The sequence below is a fragment of the Thalassotalea fonticola genome, from assembly GCF_032911225.1.
Classification (GTDB): domain Bacteria; phylum Pseudomonadota; class Gammaproteobacteria; order Enterobacterales; family Alteromonadaceae; genus Thalassotalea_A; species Thalassotalea_A fonticola.
On record NZ_CP136600.1, the window covers coordinates 3,611,189 to 3,638,095 of the forward strand.

The following is a 26,907-nucleotide window of genomic DNA, read 5'->3' on the forward strand; positions in this document are numbered from 1 at the left end:
TTAATCAATATCTACCAGACGTAACTCGACATTCATCTCGGTCAGGAGTTTAGTAAACTCTTCTGGGATACCGCTGTCGGTTACTAGAATGTCAATTGCATTTAAGGGCAGGATTGAATGTAAAGAGCGACGGCCAAACTTGGCTGAATCAGTTACCACAATAATTTTTTCTGCGCTATTACACATCACTCGATTTAATTTGGCTTCCGGTTCAAAATGAGTGCTTAAACCAGTATTGATATCAATACTGTCTACCCCAAGAATAACTTTATTGAAGTTAAAGTTATCAATACGTTCTTCTGCATGCGAGTCATGAAACGACATCGATTTATGCCTAAGTTTGCCGCCAGTCATGTATACATCACAGTTTGAATTTCGGGCTAATTCATTCGCAATATTTAAGCCATTGGTCATCACTACTAAATTTTCTTTAGTAGACAGACAGTGGGCAACTTCTTCGGTTGTTGTGCCTGAGTCGATGATAATGGATTCACCATTTTCTATTAAGCCGGCAACTTCAATAGCGAGTAGTTTCTTACTGCGGTAGTTGTCTTTTTGCTTTTCTTTAATTGATAATTCTTTGGTTAATCGGTTACTGGCAATAGCACCACCGCGTGAACGAACTATCAGGCCTCTTTTATTGAGTTCATTTAAATCATAGCGAATAGTAACGGTTGAAACATCAAATTGCTCCGATAACTGTTTCACCGATACCTTGCCATTGCGCTCTGTTAGCAAAACAATTTCATGACGTCTTTCAATGGTGTTCAACATTGTGCATTCCTTTTCCATAATTATTTGTAACCGTTTTAAAACTGTTGTTGATTTTATCTGGCCAGATTTAAGAAATTTTCAGTTTCACTAAGCTAGCCATTTTTCAGTTGTTCTATACTGGTAAATTCAATATTGCATTGTGATTGTTAAATTAATGTTATATATACAGGAGAAAAAATCAGCACTCAATACTTTATTTCATAAAGTTTCATTTTTGTGTTGTTATGCCCTACTAAATTAATTCGAAAACATTGCTGAATATTTTGTGTAAGCCCTTACAGTTACCTTTAATGTATTGTGGTTATTGAGTTTTGTAAGGTTTTTGTAATTTGCTAACATATTTGTAGCGAAAGCATTTGAAAGGTGGTATAGTTTCGTTAAATCCAATTGCCAAGGTTAGAAATAAACTGACCTTTTTACTTAATTATATGGCTGGAAACATGCAGGAAATTGTAAATATTATTCAAGGCAACTTGAGCGGAAATCAAACTGGAATATATGCGGTGTGTTGTGCACAGCCTTTAGTGATAGAGGCTGCAATAGTACAAGCCAAACAAGATAATAGTCCTTTATTAGTGGAAGCTACTGCCAATCAGGTTAACCAGTTTGGTGGCTATACGGGTATGTACCCAAAGGACTTCATCAACTTTATTCATGCCATTGCCAACCGATTAGATTTTCCTGTTGAGCATATTATATTAGGTGGTGATCACTTGGGACCAGTGTGCTGGGTTGATGAACCAGCCGCCAGTGCAATGGAAAAATCGAAAGACTTAATTGCTGCTTATGTTGAAGCAGGATTTAAAAAGATACATCTAGACTGCAGCATGGGCTGTCTAGATGATCCTGAAATATTATCAGATGAAATCGTGGCCAGGCGTGCGGCCGAGCTTTGTGAAGTTGCCGAAGAAACCGCAAAAAGAATGTTTGGCAGTTCTGACATAGTTTATGTTGTTGGTACTGAAGTACCACCACCAGGTGGTGCAACAGAAGAACTGGATGGCCTTGAACTTACCTCACCAAGCGAAGTAAAAGCAACGGTGGAGATTCACCAGCAAGAATTTTATAAACGCGGCTTAGGTGATGCGTGGCAACGGGTGATTGGTTTGGTTGTTCAACCTGGCGTTGAATTTGACCATACTAGCATCATCGACTACGAGACCGATAAAGCGACAGACTTAAGTGCTTGCATTCACCAGTTTGATGGGATCGCCTTTGAGGCACATTCAACGGATTATCAAAATGCACAAGCGTATCAAGAATTAGTTACTGACCATTTTGCAATATTGAAAGTTGGACCACAGCTAACTTATGCCATGCGCGAAGCATTGTTTGCGCTGAGCTACATTGAAGACATATTGGTACCTAAAGAGCAGCAATCTTGTTTGCGTGATATTTGTGAAGCACAAATGCAGGAAGAGCCGAAAAATTGGCAACGATTTTATCAAGTACCAGCAAGCCAAGGTTTACTGTATCGCCGCTATAGTTACAGCGACCGTATTCGTTATTACTGGAATGATGCAAGGGTGAATAAGGCTGTTGAGCAATTATTGGAAAATCTATCAGCGATTCAAATTCCCATGCCATTGATAAGCCAATTCTTACCTGATCAATATCAGGCAATTAGGCAGGGCAAGCTATCTGCTGATCCTAAACAATTAGTATTAAATAAAATTATGCAAGTAACCGCAGTATATGCCGAAGCTTGTTACAAACAAGAATTATAATAAGGGCTAAAAATGACGACATATTTAACCATTGAAGAAGATATTCTTAAGCAGAAAAAAGCATATTGGACCGCCAAAGAGATAGCGCAACAACCTAGAGTATGGCAAGAAGCACAGCAAACTGTGCAAGATAACCAAGCTGAATTAAACGCATTTTTAACACCTATCTTGGCAATCGCTAACTTACGCATTATTTTAACTGGCGCTGGTACGTCAGCTTATATTGGTGATGCAGTAGCACCTCACCTATCTGCGGTAAATGGCCGGTTATTTGAAGCGATTAGTACAACAGATTTAGTAAGCAATCCGAATCAAAACTTATTGAAGCATGTACCAACATTGCTGATTTCTTACGGACGTTCAGGTAATAGTCCTGAGAGTGTCGGAGCGGTAGAAATTGCCGATCAAGTACTAGATAGTTGCTATCACTTAGTGCTCACCTGTAATCCAAAAGGTGAGTTAGCCGAAAGCGCTGAAAAAAATCCTAAGGCATTTAGTTTACTAATGCCAGAAGGGACATTGGATGAAAGTTTCGCCATGACAAGTAGTTACTCGTCAATGCTAGTATCAACATTATGTATTTTTTCTCCCGATACTAAGCAATTAAACATGGCTATTAATACGACAGAAAACTTGTTAGCAAACAGCATAGATGCCATTAAAGAGCAGGCAAAAAATGGTTGCGATCGTCTAGTGTTTCTTGGCTGTGGCTCATTGCTTGGTATTGCACGTGAAGCGGCATTAAAATGTTTAGAACTTACCGCGGGTTCTGTACTTAGTTATTGTGAGAGCCCTCTGGGCTTCCGTCATGGTCCTAAATCTTTGGTAACCGACCGCACAGAAATTATTTTATTATCATCCTCTGACAAGTACAGCAAAGGTTATGACGATGATCTTTGGAATGAGCTAGTTCGTGACGATGCGGCGCTTTCTGTTTTCAGACTAGACAGTCAAAGCTTTGGTCAAAATATGGATTTAGATGATATTTGGGCAGGATTACCTTATATTGTTTATTGTCAAATCTTATCATTTTTCAAATCAGTAGATTTAGACATTTCACCGGACAACCCATGTCCAAGTGGTGAAGTAAATCGTGTTGTGCAAGGTGTTACTATATATCCTTTAGCATCATAAAATAGTTTTTGTCAGGCGTTTAAAATGGCTGTTTATGGATTAGATATTGGTGGTACAAAAATCGAAACAGCGATTTTTGACCACAATTTAAATGTATTAAAAAGTTGGCGGATAGATACGCCAACTGAAGATTATCAAGTTTTTCTTGAAACGATTGGGCAGTTAGTTGCACAAGCGGATAGCTATACTGGTGAGCGCGGCAAAGTTGGTATAGGCATGCCAGGATTAATAACCCCAAAGGGCCAAGCGTTATCGGCTAATATTCCTTGCGCCAGTGGTAAATATATACGTGATGATCTAATAAAAATATTATCCCGCCCGGTGGCGCTTGAAAATGATACTCGCTGCTTTGCTTTATCTGAAGCCATTAGTGGCGCAGGCAAAGGCCACGACAGAGTGTTTGGTGCCATTATCGGCACGGGGGCTGCTGGCGGATTTTGCCGTAATGGTCAGCTCGATATTACTGGGCAGGGCTTTGCTGGTGAGTACGGGCATATTCCATTGCCCGCAGATATTCAGGCTCAGTACAAGTTACCAGTATTGAAATGCGGTTGTGGATTACAGGCTTGCGTAGAAAGTTATATTGCTGGCCCTGGCATCAGCCGATTATATAAACACTTCAGTGGCAAACACATTTCTCCTGAGCATTGGGTTGCTCGTTTAAAGCAAGGTGAGCAACACGCTAAAACTGTTTTACAGTGCCATCTGGATATTCTTGGTTCGACATTTGCTTCCCTTGCTAAATTTCTCGAACCAGATGTGATTGTACTCGGCGGCGGTGTTTCATTAGTCGATGAAATTGTTGAAAATTTACCGCAGGCTATTGAAAAGTACCTGTTTGCTGGCTTTCGAGCACCACTGTTAAAAAGGGCTTTGCATGGTGATTCCAGTGGCGTTAGAGGCGCCGCTTTACTAGGAGCTGAAATTAATGACCAATAAACGTTTTTATTTAAAAGCAAAACAGGTGTTTACCGAACACGGTATTAAAACTGATCATTATGTACTCGTTGACAAAGGTCTGATCAAAGATATTAGTGCTACAGCTAATTTGGACATTCAGGTATTTGACTTAGGCGACAGCCAGTTAATGCCGGGTTTTATAGATATGCATATTCATGGCCGTGAAGGCTGTGATGTTATGGATGCGAAGCTGTCTTCATTAAACACTATTTCAGCATCTCTGGCCAAACATGGCGTGGTAGGTTTTTTAGCGACAACGGTTACTGCAAAATGGCAGGACAGTATAAAAGCGTTTGGCACAATAGGCGAAGCTGCTCATTCTTCATTAGATGGTGCACAGGTATTGGGTGCCTATAATGAAGGGTTGTTCTTCACTGATGAGCATAAAGGTGCTCATAATGAAAAATTCTTTTTAAGATTAACTAAAGAGCGAGTCGATGCAATTTATGCGGCAACTCAAGGTACGCTAAAAGTTGTGGCGATGGCACCAGAGTTTGAAGACTCAAAAGAGATGATCACCTATCTGGACTCTCTCGGAGTTAAAGTAATGCTCGGCCATACCAATGCCAATTATCAACAAACCGTGGATGCATTGGATGCAGGAGCCTGTGGTGGTGTTCATATCTTTAATGGTATGAGTGGTATACATCATCGTGATCCAGGTTGTGCCGGCGCGGTGTTAATGGACCCAAATGCAATTGCTGAAGTAATCGCTGATGGCGTACATTTACATCCAACGATTATGCAAATGGTGTACAAACTAAAAGGTCCGAACAAAATGGCTCTGATCAGTGATTGTATCAATGCTGGTGGTTTTAGTGATGGCACTTATCGTTTAGGTGAATTAGATGTTTATGTTAAAGACGGTGTTGCTCGAACGGCTACTGGCTCTTTAGCAGGTAGTACACTTACTCTTGAAAAGGCTATTGATAATTTGGTTGAACTGGCACAAGTACCACTGTTAGAAGCTGTACATATGGCGAGTTTAGTACCGGCAAAGTTCTTAGGGTTAGCTGACCAAATTGGCAGCATAGCGGTTAATAAGCGTGCTAACTTCGCCATTTTAAAAGATAATCAGCAAGTACAGGCAACCATGATTGACGGTAAAGTGGTTTATCAACAGGAAAGTTTTCATTCACTTGCCACATTAATACGCTGATCGACAGGTGATCGTTATTCAGGGAGTTGCTGGTGTCTGTAGATAATCACTCAACATTTGATGCTATCGTCATTGGCTCTGGCATGACCGGTGGCTGGGCAGCAAAAGAGCTCACCGAGCAAGGTTTAAATGTTCTACTGCTAGAGCGTGGTCGCATGGTCGAGCATGGCAAAGATTACCCTACGGCACACCAAGACACTTGGGATCTACCTTTTCGCGGTAAGCCGACACAAATCGACCTTGAACAGCAGCATAAGCAAGCCCGCAGTCCCTTTCTGGTAAATCAGGCAATCAAGCACTGGTTTGTTAATGACCTTAAACACCCTTATAGCGAAACCAAACGTTTTGACTGGCACCGAGGCTATCATGTTGGTGGTAAAAGTTTAGCCTGGGGGCGACAATGTTTACGGTTGAGTGATTTAGATTTTTCGGCAAATAAACTTGATGGTCATGGTATTGACTGGCCAATACGATACCAAGATATTGCCCCCTGGTACGATAAGGTAGAGCAGTTTATTGGTGTTATTGGAGAATCACTCAATTTGCCACAACTCCCCGATGGTAAATTTTTACCTCCTATGGCGTTAAATTGTGTTGAACGACACTTTCGTCAAAGCCTTAATCAAGAATTTACTGATCGCACTTTAACCATAGGTAGAATTGCTCATTTAACCGATGACAAAGGTTTTGCCGGACGCAGTAAATGCCAGTACCGCAATCGTTGTATGCGCGGCTGCCCAACAGGCAGTTACTTTAGTGCTAATTCATCAACGTTACCCGCAGCGCATCGTACCGGTAGATTAACCTTAAGAACCGATTCTATCGTCAGCGAAATTTGCTATGACGATAGCAGCAAGTTGGCAACTGGGGTGAAAATAATCGATGCCAAAAGCCATGAGCAATTAACTTTTAATGCCAGAATAATATTCTGTTGTGCCTCTACCATAGCAACCACATCGTTATTGTTACAATCTAAATCGAAACGCTTTCCCAACGGTTTAGGCAATGATAGTGGTGAACTTGGTCATAACCTGATGGATCATCATTTTCAGGTTGGTGCTCGCGCCGATGTTGATGGTTTTGATGACAAGTACTATAAAGGCCGTCGTCCCGTTGGTTTTCACATACCGCGCTTTCGTAATATAAAAACACAAGATGAACCGCTTGATTTTGTGCGAGGTTATGGCTTTCAGGGCTATTGCAGTCGTAGCAACTGGCAGCGCGGCATTAAAGAAATGTCGTATGGCAAAGAGCTAAAAGAATCATTATTAAAACCTGGATCTTGGCGTATTGGCTTGGTTGGTTTTGGCGAATGTTTACCTTATCACGACAATAAAATTAGTTTGAATTACAGCCTGCTGGATCAGTGGGGCTTGCCTACGGTCAGCTTTGATTGTCAATTTAAAGATAATGAACAGAAGATGCGTGCTGACATGAAGGCGCAAGCGGTTGAAATGCTAAGCAAAGCGGGTTACAAAAATGTGACTCCTTATGAGCTTGAAGCTATTCCGGGTCACGCCATTCATGAAATGGGCACGGCTCGTATGGGGCACGATCCCAACACCTCGGTAGTAAATAAGCACAATCAATTGCACGCAGTGGCAAATGTTTATGTTACTGATGGCTCATTCATGGCATCTTCTGCTTATCAAAACCCATCGCTAACTTATATGGCATTTACCGCCCGGGCGGCAGCACACGCGATAAAACAATTTCAAGCAGGTGGTTTCAATCATGGATAGACGAGCTGCAATAGGCTTTTTGCTTAAGTCTCTCGGCGTTACTGCGACTATACCTACACTGGTAACGACTCTTTCTGGCTGTGTTGAGTCTCCTGTCGCGGCGAATGAAAAACTTACTTTTCTAAGCTCTGAACAATACTCACTTGTGCAGGGGATTGTTGATATTATCCTTCCTAAAACTGACATTGTCGGCGCTACTGAACTCGATATTGCTCTGTTTATCGATAGCATGCTCACCCATACAGTCGATACCGAATTAAAGAGTGTTTTTAAACAGGGAGCACAGCAGTGTTCAGCTGAGCTTTTTAGGCAGACAAAACGGTCTCCATTACAGGCCGAATTTGTTCATTACCAGCAACTTATAGCAGAGTTTTTTGATATTGATGATACCCTACAGCAGGATATTTTTATTCAGCAGAGCAAAGTTGTTAGTGAGCTCAATGATGGTCAACGCCAGCAATACAATTTGTATAAGTTCCTATTAACAACACGTCAGCTTTGTTTACTTGGCTTTTATACCAGTGAATATGTAGGCGAACATATTTTAAGTTATGCTCCAATTCCTGGCGAGTATGACGCATGTGTTGACCTTGACCAAATAGGTAATGCCTGGTCAGCATAACCTCTATTATTTATTTTAATTTCAAAATTATCGCCATTTTCAAGCGGTGAAAATAGCTGCACAAGCAAGGTCCTAATTAATACCAATCTGCTAAACCCATTATTTAAAACAGATAAATCCTCAATTGCTGGTTGTTTCACATTGTTTCATATTTGCCTAGTTCTAATGTATGCCTAACTCTATGAAATATATAGATATGGTCATTGTTTTATTGCCTGTTGGTTTTGGTACTGATAATGAGCAAGTTGTTTTTATTTTTAAGTGAAAGTTATTGAAAGTTTCGCTGTGTTCTGTAGTATAGGGTTGACTTATTTAGCATTAACCCAATTCTTGCAGCCACGCTATAGCGTCATGAATAAAGCAGCCATGCGTAAGTTTTCGGAAGTGGCTTTTTCAAAAAACAAACAGGTAAATCAGCAATGAAAACAATGATCAACAAGGTCTTTTTAATATTCTTGATATGGTGCAATTGGAGCAGTGCTTGGGCTTTATCTGAGCCGTCTATTATTCCCCGCCCGGCGCAATTGAAAATGATAAAGGGTAACTATCAGATCCCACAGCAGTTGTTAATTTCCTCTGAGCCACGCTTTAGTAATGAAGTGGCATATCTTAGCCAGTTGTTGTCAAACCACCTTACCGTTATTAGCCAGACAAGTAATGTTGCTGAAAAACATGCTGGCATCATTATCAGTACGAGTAAAAAAGACTTAGGTAATGAAGGTTACCGTTTACAGGTAGATGCTACAGGGGTGAAAATTCAGGCAACCACTGAGACTGGTGTTTTCTATGGCATTCAAAGTTTACTGCAAATGCTGCCTGCAACATTACTTGCAGAAAATTCTACCGTAGAGCAATTAACTTTACCGTATATCAACATAACTGATACACCACGTTTTTCATGGCGTGGCTTTATGTTGGATGAAGCGCGTCATTTTCAAGGTAAACAAGAAGTAAAACGTCTACTTGAGCAAATGGCGCAACTTAAAATGAATGTGTTTCATTGGCACTTAACTGACGATCAGGGCTGGCGTATTGAGATCAAAAAATATCCGCGCTTAACTGAAATTGGTTCAAAACGTAGTGACACTCAGCTTGGCGGTTGGAACAGCAAAAAGCGCTCAGGTGAAGTCCATGAAGGTTTTTATACTCAAGACGATATCCGAGAAATAGTTGCCTACGCTGACAAGCGTCATATCACTATAGTGCCTGAAATTGGTATGCCGGGTCATGCCAGCGCTGCCGTTGCCGCCTATCCTGAGCTTGGCACCGGCCGTCGTCAAATTGAAGTCCCTGTGGTGTTTGGCAAAATGGTCGATAGCTACAATGCCGCGGATGAAAAGGTTTATCAAATATTAAGCGACATTCTCGATGAAGTGGTCGCATTATTTCCTGGGCAGGTGATCCACATTGGTGGTGATGAAGTGCGTTTTGACCAGTGGCAAGAGAGTGCTGAGATTAAAGCATTAATGACTCGAGAAAAGTTGCAAACCATGGCCGATGTACAGATTTATTTCACCAACCGCATGTCTAAAATCATTGAAGCTAAAGGTCGACGGATGATGGGCTGGAATGAAATTATGGGTGATGATCTGCATGGCTTCCTTAAGGATGGCCAAACCGGAAAAGCGGCAGAGCTGTCTAAGAGTGCGTTGGTTCATTTTTGGAAGGGCAATAGAGAACTGGCCGAAAATGCCATTAAAAAAGGTCATCAGGTAGTGAACTCATGGCATATGTACACCTATTTAGATTACGGTTATCGCACCATTAGTATGGCTAAAGCTTATCATTTTGATCCGATATTTTCCGGTTTAGAAAAAAAGTACCACAACAAGGTTGAAGGTTTAGGTTGTCAAATGTGGGGCGAATGGATCCCAACAGTAGAGCGCATGTATAAGCAAGTGTTTCCACGCCTTAGTGCCTGTGCGGAAGTTGGCTGGACAGACTTAGCGCGTAAAGACTTTGGCGGATTTCAACAGCGGATGAAAACCCAGTACCAACGCTGGCAAATTCAAGGTATTCCTTATGCCGACAATAACGACAAAGTATTAACTGCAAAAGACTTTTTCAATCAACCTTTGGTCGCTAACTGGACTCCTGCAGAGCTGACGACTGGGTTTAACAAGTTATCTTGGGAAGTTACTGAACATGTTAAAAAACAAGGCAAAATTAACGTCGCCATGCTTTATCGTGAAGGCAAAAATGCTCTTGAAATTGAATCCCTAGAACTTTATGAAAATGGCAAACGCATTGCCAAAGATAGGCACTATGCATTAAGTGGCGAAATACTATCAAATATTGTCTACAAGCTAAAACTACCTGAGTATAAATCAGATGCCACTTATACGTTAAAAGCGTCGGTAAAAGGCAGCCTAGGCATCGATTCATTCGGACAAGTGAAAATGTGGCAAGCGGATTGAAGTTTGCAAGCATTTTGCTGTTCCAGACATTGAAGGTAATTCTAGATATTTTGGCTAGCCCCTTTTATTTCTAAACATATAAAAACATTAAAGGATTAAAATGAAACACTTATTAATCATAGTATTAAGTTTATTAACGGTTGCTTGTGGAGGCGGCGGTGAAAGTGATACTGACACTTCACCAAACATTGAGGTTGTTGGTGCTGCAGTTATTTCAATTTATATTGGTGAAACCTATAAAGACCTAGGTGCAACAGCTGAAGATGATATTGACCAAGATATTAATGATAAAATAATCATAACTACCGATTTAGATACATCTGTTGAAGGGGTCTATGAGGTAATTTATACCGTGACTGATAGCGGAGGAAATACCGCAACTACCACTAGAGCTGTAGAAGTGAAGAGCCCTATTTATGCTTTAAGTTTTACAGATCCTAATTTAACTTTATATGAAGGTAGCTACACGCATCGATTTTATTTTGAATTTGATGTAATTGAAAAGGTCGATAAAGTTGTAAATTTTAACATTCAAGAAAGTTCGACAGCTGAAAGTGACATAGACTATCGCTTAATTTCAAGCGAATTCACCGTATTCAAAGGTTTGAATCGAGGTTATATCGAATTAGAGTTGCTTGATGATGATTTCGATGAAGGGAGTGAAGTTATTGATATATCGCTAGTTGATCCAAATTTAAAAGAAATAGTATTCATTCAGATCACTCTCGACGATAAAACTACTACCGCAGTTGCACATAATGATTTACCAAGTTCTGCCATCACATCACCTGTATCTATTATTGATGATTATATGTATATCATGGGGTCTAGGAGCATAGATAAGTATAACCTTATAGATGAAGTTTCTAGCACTAATAGCGCACCTGCTGTGGACAATTCATATGGTGATTCTATCGTTTATAACGAAGAAATATATTTTTATACGGGCGGCAGTTTATATAACGTTAATGAAAAAGATTTTAATTATGAGCTAATTTCACAAGCACCAATATTTCTAGAATGGACAGCAGAATTACAAGTCTTAAATAACGAATTATATGTTATTGGTGGAAAAACCATCGATGAAAGTTCATCAACAATAGTGCAAGCTTTTAACTTTGATACTCAAACCTGGAGCAGTAAAAGTGATTTAAACCATAACAGGTATGGTGGAGCGACAGGGATAGTAAATGGAGAAATATTTGTTTTTGGTGGAAATTATAGTAGTGGTACGTCAGAAAAATATGATCCTAAAAGCAATACTTGGGTTTACATAACTGCTAATGCAAAATTAGCTGGATCTTTTAGTTTTAGTACTGCGATTAGTAATGGCAATTTTATTGAAATTATTACTTCTGATATATCGGCTGAAACTTCTGTTTTAAGATATAACGCGCTAGCTGATAGTTGGTCAGAGTTTGTGGTAGACACCCCATCTAAAATGAGTATGGACTCAATGCTTTATAAAGGAAGAACATACTTAGTAGGCGGTTTCAGAGGTGATGAGGGAAGCAGTAAAGGCCTTCACTCTTATTATATCGGTGATAATTAATGCTGATTTTAAAGCCTTGATAACTAACCCTAAATTCAAAGAGTTAATTGCACCTGCAAAAGCAGAGTTAGTTACAAAAATATAAGCCACTCAAGTAGAGCAAATAAAGCTTGGCTTTTGTCATTGCGGCATTAAAACAAGAAAAGGCATAAACCGATTAACGGCTTATGCCTTTTTTTAAATCAAGCTAATTAGAAACGGTAGGCGATATTTAGTGAAGACGTTGCTGCGCTGATATCATCGATTTCAGCAAAATCTTCGTAGTCACTCGTTGTACGTAAAGATAAGGTGAAGTCCAAAGCGACTTGTTCCCAATTGTAGCCAATGCCACCACCTAGCTGAGCACCTGAGAAGTCTTCATCAATATCATCATATTCCATTGATTCGGAATAAAAACCAAACGAGCCATAGATTTTAAACCCGGTACTTGCCAAACCCGTACCAGCTAACAGTTGCAATTCACAACCACTTAATTCCAGCTGAGAAAAATCGTCATGTTCAGTATCATAATAAGAAGCCTTGATTGCAACATTATCAGTTGCGCCATAGGTTAATGACAAGTTGTAACCAGTAAACTCATCTTCATCATAGTCACTGTCGTCTGGCTCAAGCACAAGCGCATAAGTACCAATACCCACTTGCCATTGCTTGTCTAGTGCAACTTGGGTTGAATTATCTTCGCTGTTGCTGGGTTGTTCGGCGAATACGACAAAACTAGTGAGTAAAAGGGAAGTAAGGGTAGCGACTTTAATATTTAGCATTTCATTTCCTTATGCTGTTTGTGTGTAAAAAATAGTAATTAATGTTCTTGGTTTAATTTTTTGAAAACCGTGCTGAGACAGCAAGAGTCGTTGGCAAAAAAAATACCTAACCAAGATGATGTTAAGTATTTAAATGCCAACTAGTCCTAGCTGTATCAGTCGCTGGCGATAGCTTTTTCTACTTCCGCTTGCATGTGCTCATGGTTGTAGAAAACATCGTTATGTTCTAGTGCATAGGCTTTTAACGCTGTAGCCATAAAGTGAACAACAGCACGATATTTAATGTCGGTGTAATAGTTAATTAACTCATCGGGGTCGTTTTCCAAATCAAACAACCATGGCTCACCTTCAGGGTTAAAGACTAGTTTGTAGCGATCAGATATTGCGGTGATCCAGCCTTCGCCGGTTTTTGATGATTGGCGCATAAAGGCAAGATCTTGCCATTCCTGGCAATTTTCAGGGTCCATTAATAATGGTGAAGCATCACGGCCGTCTTCGTTACCACTGGCTGCTATGCCGGCTAGTCCCAATAGCGTTTGCTGAAAATCAACTGTGGTAAGTGCTTGAGTTACTACAGTTTTTGCAGGAATCTTCTCTGGATAATAAACCAAGAAAGGAATACGTGCTGAACCTTCAAAAGGTACACCTTTGTTCTGGCGAGCATGTTCACCTTTTAAGTCTCCATGATCTGAGGTAAAGACGATTATGGTGTTATCAAGCAGTTGCAACTGTTCTAACTTGCTATATAACTGCGCCATTTTATCGTCAATGAGCTTGATCATGCCGTAATATCCCTGCATTGAATTGGATTTTGAAGCAGGTTGACCCCAAATTGGCGCATCGGCAGGATCGACATTCATCGTATGGGGTAAGCTAAATTCAACACTCTCGTACATAGTGTCATAAGGCGTTCGTACGGAGTCGGGTCCATGCGGGTCACCTAAACTTAGCATCATTGCAAAAGGCTTAGCTTTATTCAATTCGATAAAATCAAACATTTTATTAAACAGGTAATCGGTAGAAAAAGACGTTTCATCGGCAGCACTTGCGCCTCCATCAGCTACTTTAGGTCCATCAACTGTATCTTCAAATATCTTCCAATGACCTCTATTAAACATATAACGATTGTCGTCAAAACCAAATTGACGCTCTGGTGCCCATTGTGGTTTGCCACTACCATCTAAATGCCACTTACCAATGTAGCCCGTGGCATAGCCACTTTCTTTTAATACTTGCGCAAAAGTAATGGCATCGCCACGAAGTGGTTCGTTATTTTGTACTGCATGATTATTTTGTGGGTACATGCCGGTGACGAATGCACCACGTGATGGTGTACAAACGGGCGCAGCAGCATAGAAACTAGTGGCAATAGCTCCATTGTCTGCTAACCAATCAATGTTTGGTGTTTCTACTACAGTATCACCCCACATTTTAGCCTGTTGTTCGACTAGTCCCTGCCGATATGCACCGAGCGTGCGAAAATTGTGCTCATCGGTCATAACAATAATGACATTAGGCTGAACTGTTTGCTCTGCAGCTGTTACGGGGTGAATGCATAAGATGGTTGTAATAGCTAAAAACAATCGTTGCATCAAGCTTGTTTTGTTCATGATTAAATTGTAATCCTGTGTCGATTTATAAGTCTATGGCGTCTAATTTTTTGTACGACTACACATTATTTCTAAATGCCAGTCTATTTATAGCGTAAATACAGTTCGAAATCAATCGTAGCTTTCGTACGGTTTCGGCTCGGGTTGGCTATAGATAATTGATTTGTTGTTTTATTTAGGTGAGTAGTAAAAAAATACCCGCCGAAGCGGGTATTAAAGGGAGTAGCAGAATAAATTTATTTTGCGTTTATCGCTGAGTTTACTTGCTTGGTCATATGTTCGTTATCAAGGAGGAAAATATCATTGCGTTGCATCGCATAGTTTTTCATCTCGGTTGCCATAAAGCGAACCTGTTCTTTATAAGCAGGTTGTTTGTAGAAGTTAATTAACTCGTCCGGATCTTTTTCCAAGTCGAATAACCAAGGTTCACCTTCTGGGTTGTATACCAGCTTATAGCGCTCGGTAATAGCTGTTAGCCATCCCTCTCCGGTCTTAGATGATTGACGCATAAAGGCGATGTCTTGCCATTGTTTACTGGCATCTTTTACTTTGCTAAGTAGAGGCGTAGCATCGCGACCTTCTTCATTGCCGCTTGGATTAACCCCTATTAAGCCTAGTAGAGTTTGTTGAAAATCTACTGTCGTTAATGCTTGAGGTATCACTGTTTTTGCTGGGATTTTACTTGGGTAGTAGACTAAAAATGGAATACGTGCAGAGCCTTCAAACGGATTGCCCTTATTTTGACGACCATGCTCCCCTTTTAAATCACCGTGATCTGAAGTGAAAACAATGATGGTATTTTCCATCAAGTTTTCATGACGAAGTTCTGCGTATAAACGTGCCATACTATCGTCAATTAACTTAACCATGCCATAGTAATTTTTCATGTTAGGCGCTTTTTTACTGCCACTTGGCTGAGCCCAAATAGGTGCTTTATCTGCATCAACTAGTTGTGTACGAGGTCGTTGAAATTCGATATCTTGGTACATTGTATCGTAAGGTGAACGTACAGTATCTGGGCCATGCGGATCACTCAAACTTAACATCATCAAAAACGGCTTATCTCTGTTGGTGTCAATAAAGTTGATCACTTTGCCAAATTGGTAATCAGTGGAAAATGATCTGGAATCAGCACCTTTTGCACTATATGTTGGTTTGCCTTTTTCGTTTGTTGCAGCAATTTTTGAGCCAGTTTCAGTATCGACAAACTGCTTCCAATGGCCACGGTTATACATATAACGATTATCGTCAAAACCAAAGCTGCGTTCAGGAGCCCAGAGTGGTTTAGCACCGCCGTCTAAGTGCCACTTACCAATATAACCAGTAGCATAGCCTTTATCTTTTAATATATGAGCAAAAGTAATAGCGTCTTCACGTAACGGTACATTGTTTTGCACGGCACCATTATTTTGTGGGTACATGCCAGAGAAAAACGACCCACGTGCTGGTGTACATACAGGTGCAGAAGAATAGAAGCTTGTGGCTATGGCGCCATTATCGGCTAACCAATCTATATTTGGTGTTTCAACAACTTCTTTGCCCCACATTTCACCCTGCTCTTTACTCATCAGCTTGCGATAAGCTCCTAAGGTGCGAAAGTTATGCTCATCGGTCATAATTACCACCACGTTCGGCCTTTCAGCTTTGTCCTTTTCAGAACGCTTACTTGCTGCAAAAGCTGAACTAAGTAAACTTGTCGTAACAAGCGTAGTAATCGTACAGGATAAAATTATCTTTTTGATCATGTCATCTACTCATTTATCAGTATTGTGAAAACGTTAAATTAGTTATAACCCAAAAGTAAGCTAATAACAATTTAATTCTTTCACTTGCTTTCGTTTTTACAAGATCTTTACAATTTAATTGTTTGCTAAGGTTTGTGGGACGTGTCGGGTTGGAGTGACTACACATAATTGTGTAATCACTATTGATGTTATACCAATCTACATAAGTATATAGTCAACTCATTCGTTATGCAGGTTGGTATTAGATGGCAAGCAATCGCTTAAAGCTATTCGCTTGCATCATTTTTTACTTTATAGCCATCAAAATCCCAGCGTTCCAGGCTCGCTGGCGATCTGTTTGTTAAAGCTGCTTTGATTTTAGCAACCACGTCTGGGTGTTTGCTGGCAACGTCATTGTTTTCGCTAATGTCGGTTGATAAGTCAAAAAGCTGAATAGGCGCATTAGGATCTTGCTTCAAATTGGTACGAATACCTTTCCATTTACCCATGCGGATTGCTTGTTGGCCACCTTTTTCTGGGTATTCCCATAACAGGTACTCATGTTGCTGTTGTTCGCCTTTACCCAACAGAGTAGGCGCGATAGAAATACCGTCAGTATCTTCATTGGCTTTTACACCAATTAAATCAGCAAAAGTTGCCATCATGTCATATTGTGCAGAAATTAGATCAGAACTTTGCCCAGGCAATATTTTCCCTTTCCAGTAAGCAATGAACGGCGCGCGAATGCCACCTTCATACAAATCCATTTTTACGCCACGAAATGGCTTGGCACTTTCAAAAAACTCAGAATCTGAACCGCCATTAAAAGTTGGGCCATTGTCACTGGTGAAGATAATTAGGGTGTTATCTTCTATGCCATTCTTTTTCAGAGCAGCAAGCATTTGACCAACATAATCGTCTAATAAGGTTACCATGCCAGCATAAGCTGCGCGTGGGGTTTGATGTGGGAAGTAACCTTTATTGCCAATATATGGCGTTTCATCAAAGGCACCGTCATATTTAGCCAAAGCTTGCTCAGGTAACTGCAGGGCCGCATGTGGGATTGGTGTTGGAAAATACAAGAAAAACGGTTTGTCGGCCTTAGCATTGCTGTTAATAAAGTTAATCGCTTCATCAGCCATTAAATCACCGCTAAACTCTTTGCCTTTAAAAGCAGCATAGCTCTTTGGATCATTAACGGCATCGCTTTTAACGTTACCCTTTTTGATCATTTCAGGATTATCTAGCTCAACAAACTCACGATTTTTTACTAAATATGTTGGGTAATAATTGTGCGCGTGGCGCTGATCAAGGTAACCATAAAACAAATCAAAGCCATGGTCATTTGGATGGCCAGTACCAACCATGCCGCCTAGTCCCCACTTCCCAATGGCTGCAGTAGCATAACCTTGCTCTTTGAACATATCGGCAATGGTACGCGTATCTGGTAAAGGGTGATTGCCGCGCATACGGCCTTTGTTACCATCGCCAGTGTTGCCACGAACATGAGCGTTACCAGAGTGTTTGCCTTCAATAAATGTTGAACGTGAAGGCGCACATACAGCACTGCCCGAGTAATGTTGGGTAAACTGTATCCCTTCTTTTGCCAGGTTATCAATATTCGGCGTTTTAATTTTTGTTTGCCCGTACGCGCCGAGTTCGCTATAGCCCAAATCGTCAGCCAATATATAAATAATATTTGGCGCTTGCGTGGCTTTATTGTCCGCACATGCAGATACACTGAGTAAGCAAGCGGCAATTGTGGATAATGCTGTTAATGTTTTCATAGTTGTTCCTATGTGTTTAAGTATGCTGTAAATTTTGTTTTTTTTCGATATTTTTAAAGTAACGAAGCAGGTTCGTAGTTGAACAGTCATGATTGGCGCTAATACTATCGGTATCTAACTCTAGGTTAATCTTATGCGCTAAGCCTTTACCTAGCTCAACCCCCCATTGATCGAAAGAACAGATACCAAGAATAATGCCTTGTACAAAAATTTTGTGTTCATATAAGGCGATTAGCTGGCCTAAGGTACTGGCGTCAATACGATCGAGTAGTAAAGTATTTGTTGGTCTATTACCTTTATGCACTTTATGGGGAGCAACCATATTGATGTACTCTTCGGTGCGGCCTTTTGCTTTTAAGTCTTCACGTACTTGCTCTTCGTTTACTCCGGTCATTAATGCCTGAGTTTGTGCAAAAAAGTTGGCCATTAGCGTTTGGTGATGATCTTTTACCGGGGTCACGCTTTGTACCGAGCCGATAAAGTCGGCCGGTACTATATTATTGCTTTGGTGCAAATATTGATAAAATGCGTGTTGACCATCTATGCCCAGTTGTCCCCAAATAGTAGGTACTGTCGCATAATCTATTGTGTCGCCATGCCAGGTAACAGACTTACCGTTACTTTCCATTTCTGCCTGTTGTAAATAAGCGGTGAGCATATGCAATGTTTGGTCATAGGGTAGGATCGCTTGTGATTTGGCACCCAGAAATGTGGTGTTCCACACACTCAATAGCGCCATGATAACCGGCATGTTTTTATCTAACGGAGCGTTTTTAAAATGTTCATCCATAGCCTTGGCGCCAGACAATAGTGCCTTAAATTGGTCAAACCCTAAACTTATAGCAATGGCTAAACCTATGGTTGACCATAAAGAAAATCGACCGCCAACCCAGTCCCACATGGTAAAAATATTGTCACTGTCTATCCCCATTTTTGTTGCATTTTCGGGTTTTGCGGTTACCGCGACAAAGTGTTTAGCAATGGCTTTGTCATCAAACGAGGCGGACGTTAACCAGTTAATTGCCGTTCGTGCATTAGTGATGGTTTCAGTTGTGGTAAAAGTTTTAGATGAAACAATAAATAGTACTTTTTGCGGATCAAGCGGTTTAAGCACATTCGCAATTTGCGTGCCGTCAACATTTGATACATAGTGAACATTAATGCTGTCGTCACTATAGTTTTGCAGTGCTTCCGTAACCATTTGCGGCCCTAAGTTAGAGCCTCCTACGCCAATATTGACTACGTCGGTAATGCGCTTGCCTGAATAGCCTAACCATTGTCCCTGTCGAACTTTATTAACAAAAATTTCCATTTTGTTTAATTGCTGCTGTACTTGCTCACCAACATCTATACCTTCAACAATAAGTGGCGTTTTCACGCTGCCTCTAAGGGCACTGTGCAAAACCGCGCGTTGTTCAGTTTTATTGATTTTTTCGCCATTGAACATGCTGTCACGCCATTGCGGTAACTCACATTGGTTAGCTAAGGTAATCAGTGTATCGATCACTTCCTGATCAATCAGGTTTTTTGAATAATCGAGCAGCATGCTGGGCAGCTTGATTGAAAATTTGCTAAAGCGCTGATCATCTGCAGCAAATAAGTCATTCATATGCTTATTTTTGTTTAATACAGCAAGTTGTTTAAGATGCTTCCAGCTAGCCAAATGTTGGCGACTTGTCATAAGTTTTCTCTGTGTTTCATTAGATGGATATGGTTGTTAACGCGTGGTGAGTGATGCCATATACCAGTTCTCTTAATTAAGTGTTCTACTTTTTCATGAGAGAAAAAGGATAAATACAAGGCATGAAATTTAGTAAGTAGTTATTCTACTTATAAATTTTATAACGCTGTAGTTATTCATTTTAACCATTAAAAATGACCAGTTAGTTATGAGGATTGGTATTAAAGTATGTATCTTCAAACCAGGCAATTCAGAATGCATTCGCTCAATTACGAGCGAATGCATTCTTTAAAATGGTTACTTTTTTGCTGACCATTGCTTGATTTTATGGCCTTTTATCGCATAAAAAAGAATAAAGCCGTAACAAGGTAGCATGATCCAATAAGAGGCTTGGGCATTGTTGGTAGACTCAGCAAGTGCTCCGTATAGAAGTGGGAAAATAGCACCGCCAGAAATACCCATAATCAATAATGCCGAGCCTGAGGCCGTGTGTTTACCCAGATCTTTTAATGCCATAGGCCAAACGGCTGGCCAAACCAAAGCATTGGCAAAACCTAGCAGTGCGACAAATAACACAGTGTTAGGGATCGCATTAACACCGGTCCAAAAAAACATGCTGTCCCAAATTCCTGTGCTGCTAGTACTGGTGGTGGTAATTAATAGTGAAAAAAGCAAGCCAAGCAGCGCCGAAGTTACTAAAGCTTTTTCTTGGCTAATCCAACGAGGTATTGCAATCATGCCGATAATGTAAGCAGAAACCATAAATGCCATAGTATAAGCCGTTAATTCTCCAAAGTTTTCAACGCCCATTTGTTTACCATAAAGACCAATGGTATCTCCAGCAACAACTTCGGCACCTACATAGAAGAATAAGGTGATCACGCCAAGAATTAATTGTGGAAATTGTAAGATGCTTTTCTTATTTCCATGGGCATTGTCAACTGCTTCATCATCAAAAGTAGGCTCCGGTAGTGGTGAAACTTTTATCGCTAAGGCTAAAACAACTAGCATAACGGCCATAATGATATAAGGCGTAATCAATCTTTCTGAAAGTTCTTGTAATTCTAGTAATCGTTGAGCGGTGTCTAGCGAGGCTAGACGCACTTCGTTAAATTGTGACATATCAGTCAATACATATGCGGTAAAAACGATCGGTGCAATAATTCCTGCACTTTTATTAAGAATTCCCATCATGCTAATGCGGACAGCAGCTGTTTCGCGTGGTCCAATTAGTACAATGTAAGGGTTGGAAGCGGTTTGTAGTATGGTTAAACCAGTACCTAAAATAAACAGGGCGGTTAAAAATATACTATACATTTTAGTTTGCGCTGCCGGAATAAAAATTAATGCGCCGATGGCCATTACAAATAAGCCAATAACGAGTCCGTTTTTATAGCCTGTTCTTTTTAAAACCGCAGCCATTGGCAGTGCCGTAACTGTATAGGCAATATAAAATACCAAGGTAACAAAATACGCTTCAATATGGTTCAGTTCACAGGCTATTTGTAAAAACGGTATTAAAGAGCCGTTTAGCCAAGTGACAAAACCAAACATAAAAAACAAACCACCAATAATAAGCATTGGTACCATACTTGACCTAGGTTTTTCGGATGCTGTAGCGCAAACGTCCATTATTTTCTCCTGACTAATTTTTGTTGTAAGAGAGAATTTCACTTAACAAATTTAGTTGTATCTATGGTTTAGTGAAACCGCTCTGCTTTCATTTGCTTTCTGTTTGTAGGGCATTTGTAGCATGTTAGCGAGGTAAATGCCATGTTAATTTTACTTTAACCTGTTGTGAAATGAAATGAAAGTGTTATTATGTTGGCGATGATTTTACCAAACACGCGGAATTTTCGTTTATTAGCGGCATGCTTTATCATCATTAAAAGCTGCAGAAAACTTCCCCGATAAGAGAGTAATATGAAAATAAAAACACTATCTCATTTAAGTAGCATGATAGTTGCTGCCATGCTGTCGGTAGGCTGTGACGCCGCTAAAAAAGACATCGTGGTAGAACAAAGCCAAGACAATAGTTACAGCAGCTCTTGGTCAAACATTAAAGATGGTCATTATTTAGGCAGCGATCTTTGGGCTAACCCAGTACAAGACTGGCGCATTAAAAATGGTGAATTAGAATGTAATGTCTCTGGCGGCGAACGCAACATTTTCTTACTGACTAAATCATTAAATGATGCCAGTGGTAACTTTGACATGGCGGTAACGGTTCGTCCTTTAGCTGAATTTTTAGCACAACCTACAAAAGGGTATGTTGGCTTTCGTTTAGGTGTGAATGGCCAATTTAATGATTATCGAGATTCAGCTGTACATGGTCGTGGTATGAAGGTTGGTATAGATAGCAAAGGCACTTTGTTTATCGGTAAACAGGAAGGTGAGCAAATAAGCTTGAATGAACAGCCTATTCGGTTACATTTTACTGGCACAACAGAAGCGAAAAACAGTGCACTTACGTTAACCGCATTTGATGCAAACAATCAGCAACTTGCCCAACTTACCCGAAACGTAGCAAGCAGCGTTGTTGCTGGCGGGACTGGCTTAGCTTGTCATGCGGGTGATAACAGAACTCGTGAAGGCATGCCTTTTCAGCGTGGTAAAACCAAACGTGCTGGTAACATCGGATTTGCGTTCAGTGACTGGACTATTAATGGTGATGTGATTGCCACGAATGCTGACCGCACCTTTGGTCCGATTGCATTTAGCATGTATACCTTAGATAAAAACACCATGAAAATGACGGCACAAATGCTGCCTGTGCCTAAAGAAGCGGGTACCCAAATAACTTTAGAGTTGCAATCTGCTGATACGAAAACATGGCAACAAGTGGCATCATCTACCATGGTGGATGATTCCCGCACGGCTCATTTTAGTATTGAGGACTGGCTGTATAAACAAGATATGCCGTACCGCATAGGTTACCAAATGGCAGATCGCGCCGGTAACACTAGTCAGCATTATTATCAGGGTAAAATCAGTAAAGAGCCGGAAATTGGTTCACAACTAAAAGTAGCCAGTTTAAGCTGTCACTTGGATTTAGGTTTCCCTCATCAAGATATGGTCAGCTTTATTGATTCGCATAATACTGATTTAGTATTGTTCACAGGTGATCAGTATTATGAAGGTAATGCTGGCTATGGCGTGCAAAAAGCCCCTCTTGCTGCCGCAAATTTAGATTATTTGCGCAAATGGTATCAATTCGGTTGGGCATTTCGTGACCTTTATCGAGATGTGCCGAGTGTTTTCTTAGTTGATGATCACGATGTATTTCACGGTAATATCTGGGGCGATGAAGGTAAAGCGGCTTCAGGTAAACCCGGTGCTGACATACAAGACTCAGGCGGTTTTAAAATGCCTGCACCTTGGGTTAATGCTGTACAGCGTTCGATGACTTCACATATGCCGGATCCGGTTGATCCTACTCCGGTTAAGCAAGATATTTCGGTTTATTATACTGATTTGAATTACGCTGGTGTGTCATTTGCGATTTTAGAAGACAGGAAATGGAAAACCTCGCCACGCAAAGCCTTGCCTGACGCTAAAATTAAAAATGGTTTTTCCAATAATTTAGACTGGGATGCGAAAGAAAGTGGCGATACGGCTGGTTTAAATTTATTAGGCGAACGTCAAATGAATTTCTTGAACGAGTGGGCGCAAGATTGGTCTGCAGATGCGAGAATGAAATCGGTGGTTTCACAAACTTTATTTTCCAGTGTTCAGACCCGTCCGAAAAGTGACATTATTAACTTTAAAGACAGAGGCATGGGCCCGGTCGCCGTAGGCGACTATCCTGAAGAAGACATAACCGTACAAGATTTTGACACTAATGGCTGGCCACAAACACCACGTCAAAATGCATTAAAATTAATGCGTAAAGGCTCTGCATTTCATATTGCTGGCGATACTCACTTAGGAGTAACGTTCCAATATGGAATTGATGGTTGGAATAATGGTGCATGGGCGATAGGTTCACCGGCTATCTCTAATACTTGGCCTCGTCGTTGGTTTCCAAAATCTTTACCACTTAATTATGTAGAAGGTCAGCCGCGTAATCTGGGTGAATATTATGACGGTTTTGGTAATGAAATTACTGTTAAAGCCGTTGCCAACCCGACAGTTACTGATATCGAGCCGGTTAGAATCAATCAACGAGCACCGGGCTATAATATTTTAACGTTTGATACCGCCGCGCAAACCCTTAAAGTTGAAGCCTGGCCACGTTGGGTAGATCCACAAGCTGATGATGCAAGTCAATTTAAAGGTTGGCCGATGACATTTAATCAAAAAGATAATGGCTACCCAAGTAATGGTCATGTTTTACCTACGATTAGCGGTTTATCAAAATCTGGTGCGGTTATTCAAGTAGAAAATCAACAAACTCAGGAAATTGAATATACCTTGCGTTTTACCGGTGAAACCATTTCTCCTAGAGCGTTTTCTGATGGACTTTATACCGTGCGCTTGTACAACGAAGAGATGGAGTTAATAAAGACCTTAGCCGATCAACGTACTCAAAAGTAAACGATAGTAAACTGTAAACCATCATTGTTTGTGTTAACGCTGCTCTTTGAGAATAAGAGCAACGTTAACACATACTCTTATTTATTCGAACCAAAAAACAGGTAAAAGTTATGAACTTTAAACCCTTATTTGTACTTGGCATTATTGCGAGTTTATCTTTGTCGGTCGAAAGCAAGCAACAAACGGCTAACCAAAGTAAACCCAATGTATTAATTGTTTTTGTTGATGATTTAGGCGCGATGGATATCGGCAGCTATGGTGCATCGTTTCATGAAACACCAAATATTGATGCGTTTGCCAAGTCGGCAGTACGTTTTAGTGATGCCTACTCGGCATCACCTGTTTGTTCGCCAAGTCGCGCGGCACTTTTAACTGGCAAAGCTCCGGAACGGGTAAAAATTACTGATTGGATACCAGGTGCCAAGCTTGCGGAAAACGCACCGCTGGTTACACCGAAAATATTGAATGAATTGCCGTTAACTGAAACCACTTTGGCTGAAACGTTCAAAACTAATGGCTATAAAACATTTTTTGCCGGTAAGTGGCATTTAGGTGATCAAGGTTTTTTTCCAGATCAACATGGTTTTGATGTTAATATTGGTGGCTACCACAAGGGCTCACCGAGAAGTTACTACTCACCCTATAAAAACCCAAAGTTAGAAAACGGTCCTGACGGAGAGTATCTAACCGATAGGTTGACCAATGAAACTTTAGACTTTATGAAAGAGCAGGGCGATACTCCGTTTTTTGCGATGTTGTCTTTTTATACTGTGCACACTCCCTTACAGGCTGCGAAACCTTATTTATCGTACTATCAACAAAAAGCCGAAGCTTTACCTGCGCTGAGCGTAACGACAGAAAAAGAACGCAATGACACCAAAACACGATTGCGCCAAGACAATGCAAAGTATGCCTCTATGGTACATGCTATGGATGTAAATATTGGCCGTTTACTTAAAGGTATGAAGGATACTGGTCTAGATCAAAATACCATTATTGTATTTACTTCTGATAATGGCGCCTTGTCGACATTGAAAAGACCTGGGCCGGCCAGTAACAAACCGTTCAGAGCAGGGAAGGGCTGGATTTATGAAGGTGGCATTCGAGTACCGATGATCATTCATGCCCCTGGTGTGGCTCAACAAGGCACTGTATCTGCAGAGCCAGTGATCACCACAGATATCGCACCAACTTTGCTCGAACTTACCGGGATCAACAAGCATCAAATGACTACTCTGGACGGTGTTAGCTTAGTGCCAGTATTAACACCTAAAGGCAAAATTGGGCGAAAAGCCGTGCGGGTTTATTATCCACATTATCATGGTTCAAAATCAAAGCCGTCTTACATGGTACGTGAAGGTAATTGGAAGTTAATATATTTTTATGAAAGTGGTGATACAGAATTGTATAACTTAGCTGATGATATTGGCGAGCAAGTCAATTTAGCCAATGTTAACCCTAAAATGGCCGCTCGAATGAAATCAGAGATGCAGCAATGGTTAAACTCGGTCGAGGCTGAACAGCCGAAATTGAAAAATAAAAAATAAATACCTTAGCACACTCCATTTCTCTACATGAGTGCACTGGTGCTGTCTGCGTTGGTGCATTTTTGTTAAAAAAATTCAATCATTTATATTTCTTAGCTGACGAACAACATTTTATCGGTTACTCTAACCAAAAAGAAAGCTATATTCAGTTTCCTTAGCTTATACAGGCTTAGAAATAACGAATAAAAACCTTACTGAAAGGAAATGTGAAATGTTAAGTACAATAGAGCGCCGACAAGAAATTGTGATGCTAACGGAAAAATTAGGCAAGGTTTCGGTTAAAGAGTTGGCCGAAAAGTTTGAAATTTCAACGGTCTCAATCAGACACGATTTAAATGAACTTAATAATCTTGGTTTAGTAGTGCGTTCTCGCGGTGGCGCTGTTGCCAGTAACCGCTTAACTAAAGAGCTGTCAATTAAAGAAAAGCATAAAAGCAATCATGCTATTAAGCAGCTCATTGGTAAGGCCGCGGCTAACTTAATTAACGATGGCGAGTCTATAATCATTGATTCAGGCTCTACAACGGAAGAAGTAGCGCCTTACCTATCGACCAAGAAAGACTTAACGGTGATGACAAATGGCTTGAATATAGCCAATGAGTTGAGCAATATTCCTGAATGTGAAGTATTGGTTGCAGGTGGCAGTTTACGAAAAAAATCATTATCGTTTTATGGCGCAGATGCGATAAAGCAATTAGGAAATTATAACTTTTCGAAAGTTATCCTCGGCGTCGATGGTATAGATGCAAAATGTGGTATAACTACGCATTTTGAACCAGAAGCCAACGTTAATCAGGCAATGTGTAATAGTGCACAAACGGTAATTGCAGTTACCGACTCTTCTAAGTTTAATAAGTACTCACTCTATTCAATTTTACCGCTAGAAAAAATTGATATTATTATTACCGACAAGGGTATACCACAAGAATACATAGATATTTTTGAATCTTTAGACATCGAATTACAAATCGTTGATGCATAGTTATAACCGATAACATGTAAAAATATAATTATTGTAAGACTTTGAAACCACCGAATATTTATAGTTACGGTGGTTTTTTTATTTCATCAATAAACTCATACCTCACCAAAACGCATATAAAACAAGGGGCTTTAAGCCTTGCTCAGCGTAAAACAAGCTATTGTAAATTTATTGTAAACTTTTTACTTTCGA

General features: G+C 40.4%; 18 protein-coding genes. 11 read left to right on the forward strand and 7 right to left on the reverse strand.

Translation table 11 applies throughout. The annotated features are described in order from the left end of the window. Positions 1-774: a transcriptional repressor AgaR gene (gene agaR / locus RI844_RS14695; protein WP_348395421.1), complete on the reverse strand. Its 774-nt coding sequence runs from the start codon at positions 772-774 to the stop codon at positions 1-3. Positions 775-1,214: 440 nt separating this feature from the next. On the opposite strand from agaR (RI844_RS14695), the gene RI844_RS14700 reads away from it, so the two are divergent. The 8 genes from RI844_RS14700 (at position 1,215) to RI844_RS14735 (ending at position 12,087) form a co-directional block, all read left to right on the forward strand. Then, positions 1,215-2,501 (forward strand): D-tagatose-bisphosphate aldolase, class II, non-catalytic subunit, encoded by a 1,287-nt coding sequence (locus tag RI844_RS14700; protein WP_348395422.1) that lies wholly within the window; start codon positions 1,215-1,217, stop codon positions 2,499-2,501. A 12-nt stretch (positions 2,502-2,513) separates the two neighbouring features. Further along, the gene (locus RI844_RS14705) at positions 2,514-3,635 is read left to right on the forward strand and encodes an SIS domain-containing protein (protein ID WP_348395423.1); all 1,122 of its coding nucleotides are present in this window, start codon (positions 2,514-2,516) and stop codon (positions 3,633-3,635) included. A gap of 24 nt (positions 3,636-3,659) precedes the next feature. Next, entirely contained in the window at positions 3,660-4,574 is a 915-nt protein-coding gene (locus RI844_RS14710; RefSeq protein WP_348395424.1) for an ROK family protein, read from the forward strand. Continuing rightward, positions 4,564-5,754 carry an N-acetylglucosamine-6-phosphate deacetylase gene (nagA, locus tag RI844_RS14715; protein WP_348395425.1) on the forward strand — a complete coding sequence of 397 codons (1,191 nt, stop codon included), beginning with the start codon at positions 4,564-4,566 and terminating at the stop codon, positions 5,752-5,754. The genes RI844_RS14710 and nagA overlap by 11 nt, the downstream gene beginning before the upstream one ends. A gap of 32 nt (positions 5,755-5,786) precedes the next feature. After that, the gene (locus RI844_RS14720) at positions 5,787-7,496 is read left to right on the forward strand and encodes a GMC family oxidoreductase (RefSeq protein WP_348395426.1); all 1,710 of its coding nucleotides are present in this window, start codon (positions 5,787-5,789) and stop codon (positions 7,494-7,496) included. Further along, positions 7,489-8,118, forward strand: a complete 630-nt coding sequence (locus tag RI844_RS14725) for a gluconate 2-dehydrogenase subunit 3 family protein (RefSeq protein ID WP_348395427.1) — start codon at positions 7,489-7,491, stop codon at positions 8,116-8,118. Before RI844_RS14720 ends, RI844_RS14725 begins: the two co-directional genes overlap by 8 nt. A 419-nt stretch (positions 8,119-8,537) precedes the next feature. Further along, on the forward strand, positions 8,538-10,535 hold the full coding sequence (locus RI844_RS14730) for a beta-N-acetylhexosaminidase (RefSeq protein WP_348395428.1): 1,998 nt from the start codon (positions 8,538-8,540) through the stop codon (positions 10,533-10,535). A gap of 100 nt (positions 10,536-10,635) precedes the next feature. Further along, complete coding sequence (locus tag RI844_RS14735) at positions 10,636-12,087, forward strand: immunoglobulin-like domain-containing protein (protein ID WP_348395429.1); 1,452 nt, start codon at positions 10,636-10,638, stop codon at positions 12,085-12,087. 191 nt (positions 12,088-12,278) lie between these two features. Here the strand turns inward: RI844_RS14735 and RI844_RS14740 are convergent, their stop codons facing one another. The 6 genes from RI844_RS14740 to RI844_RS14765 form a co-directional block, all read right to left on the reverse strand. Then, entirely contained in the window at positions 12,279-12,848 is a 570-nt protein-coding gene (locus RI844_RS14740; RefSeq protein ID WP_348395430.1) for an outer membrane beta-barrel protein, read from the reverse strand. Positions 12,849-13,003: 155 nt separating this feature from the next. After that, positions 13,004-14,458: a sulfatase family protein gene (locus RI844_RS14745; protein WP_348395431.1), complete on the reverse strand. Its 1,455-nt coding sequence runs from the start codon at positions 14,456-14,458 to the stop codon at positions 13,004-13,006. 236 nt (positions 14,459-14,694) lie between these two features. Then, entirely contained in the window at positions 14,695-16,203 is a 1,509-nt protein-coding gene (locus tag RI844_RS14750; protein ID WP_348395432.1) for a sulfatase family protein, read from the reverse strand. 266 nt (positions 16,204-16,469) lie between these two features. Then, a complete protein-coding gene (locus tag RI844_RS14755; protein WP_348395433.1) occupies positions 16,470-17,969 on the reverse strand; it encodes an arylsulfatase in 1,500 nt (499 codons plus the stop codon). A 16-nt stretch (positions 17,970-17,985) separates the two neighbouring features. Beyond that, positions 17,986-19,650 (reverse strand): glucose-6-phosphate isomerase, encoded by a 1,665-nt coding sequence (gene pgi, locus RI844_RS14760; protein ID WP_348395434.1) that lies wholly within the window; start codon positions 19,648-19,650, stop codon positions 17,986-17,988. Between the two features lie 297 nt (positions 19,651-19,947). After that, on the reverse strand, positions 19,948-21,282 hold the full coding sequence (locus tag RI844_RS14765; RefSeq protein WP_348395435.1) for a sugar MFS transporter: 1,335 nt from the start codon (positions 21,280-21,282) through the stop codon (positions 19,948-19,950). A 291-nt stretch (positions 21,283-21,573) separates the two neighbouring features. On the opposite strand from RI844_RS14765, the gene RI844_RS14770 reads away from it, so the two are divergent. The 3 genes from RI844_RS14770 (at position 21,574) to agaR (RI844_RS14780) (ending at position 26,715) form a co-directional block, all read left to right on the forward strand. Beyond that, positions 21,574-24,186 carry an alkaline phosphatase D family protein gene (locus tag RI844_RS14770; protein WP_348395436.1) on the forward strand — a complete coding sequence of 871 codons (2,613 nt, stop codon included), beginning with the start codon at positions 21,574-21,576 and terminating at the stop codon, positions 24,184-24,186. Positions 24,187-24,296: 110 nt separating this feature from the next. Next, positions 24,297-25,733 (forward strand): sulfatase, encoded by a 1,437-nt coding sequence (locus RI844_RS14775; protein ID WP_348395437.1) that lies wholly within the window; start codon positions 24,297-24,299, stop codon positions 25,731-25,733. Positions 25,734-25,944: 211 nt separating this feature from the next. Continuing rightward, positions 25,945-26,715 (forward strand): transcriptional repressor AgaR, encoded by a 771-nt coding sequence (agaR, locus tag RI844_RS14780; protein ID WP_348395438.1) that lies wholly within the window; start codon positions 25,945-25,947, stop codon positions 26,713-26,715. Positions 26,716-26,907: the final 192 nt, after the last annotated feature.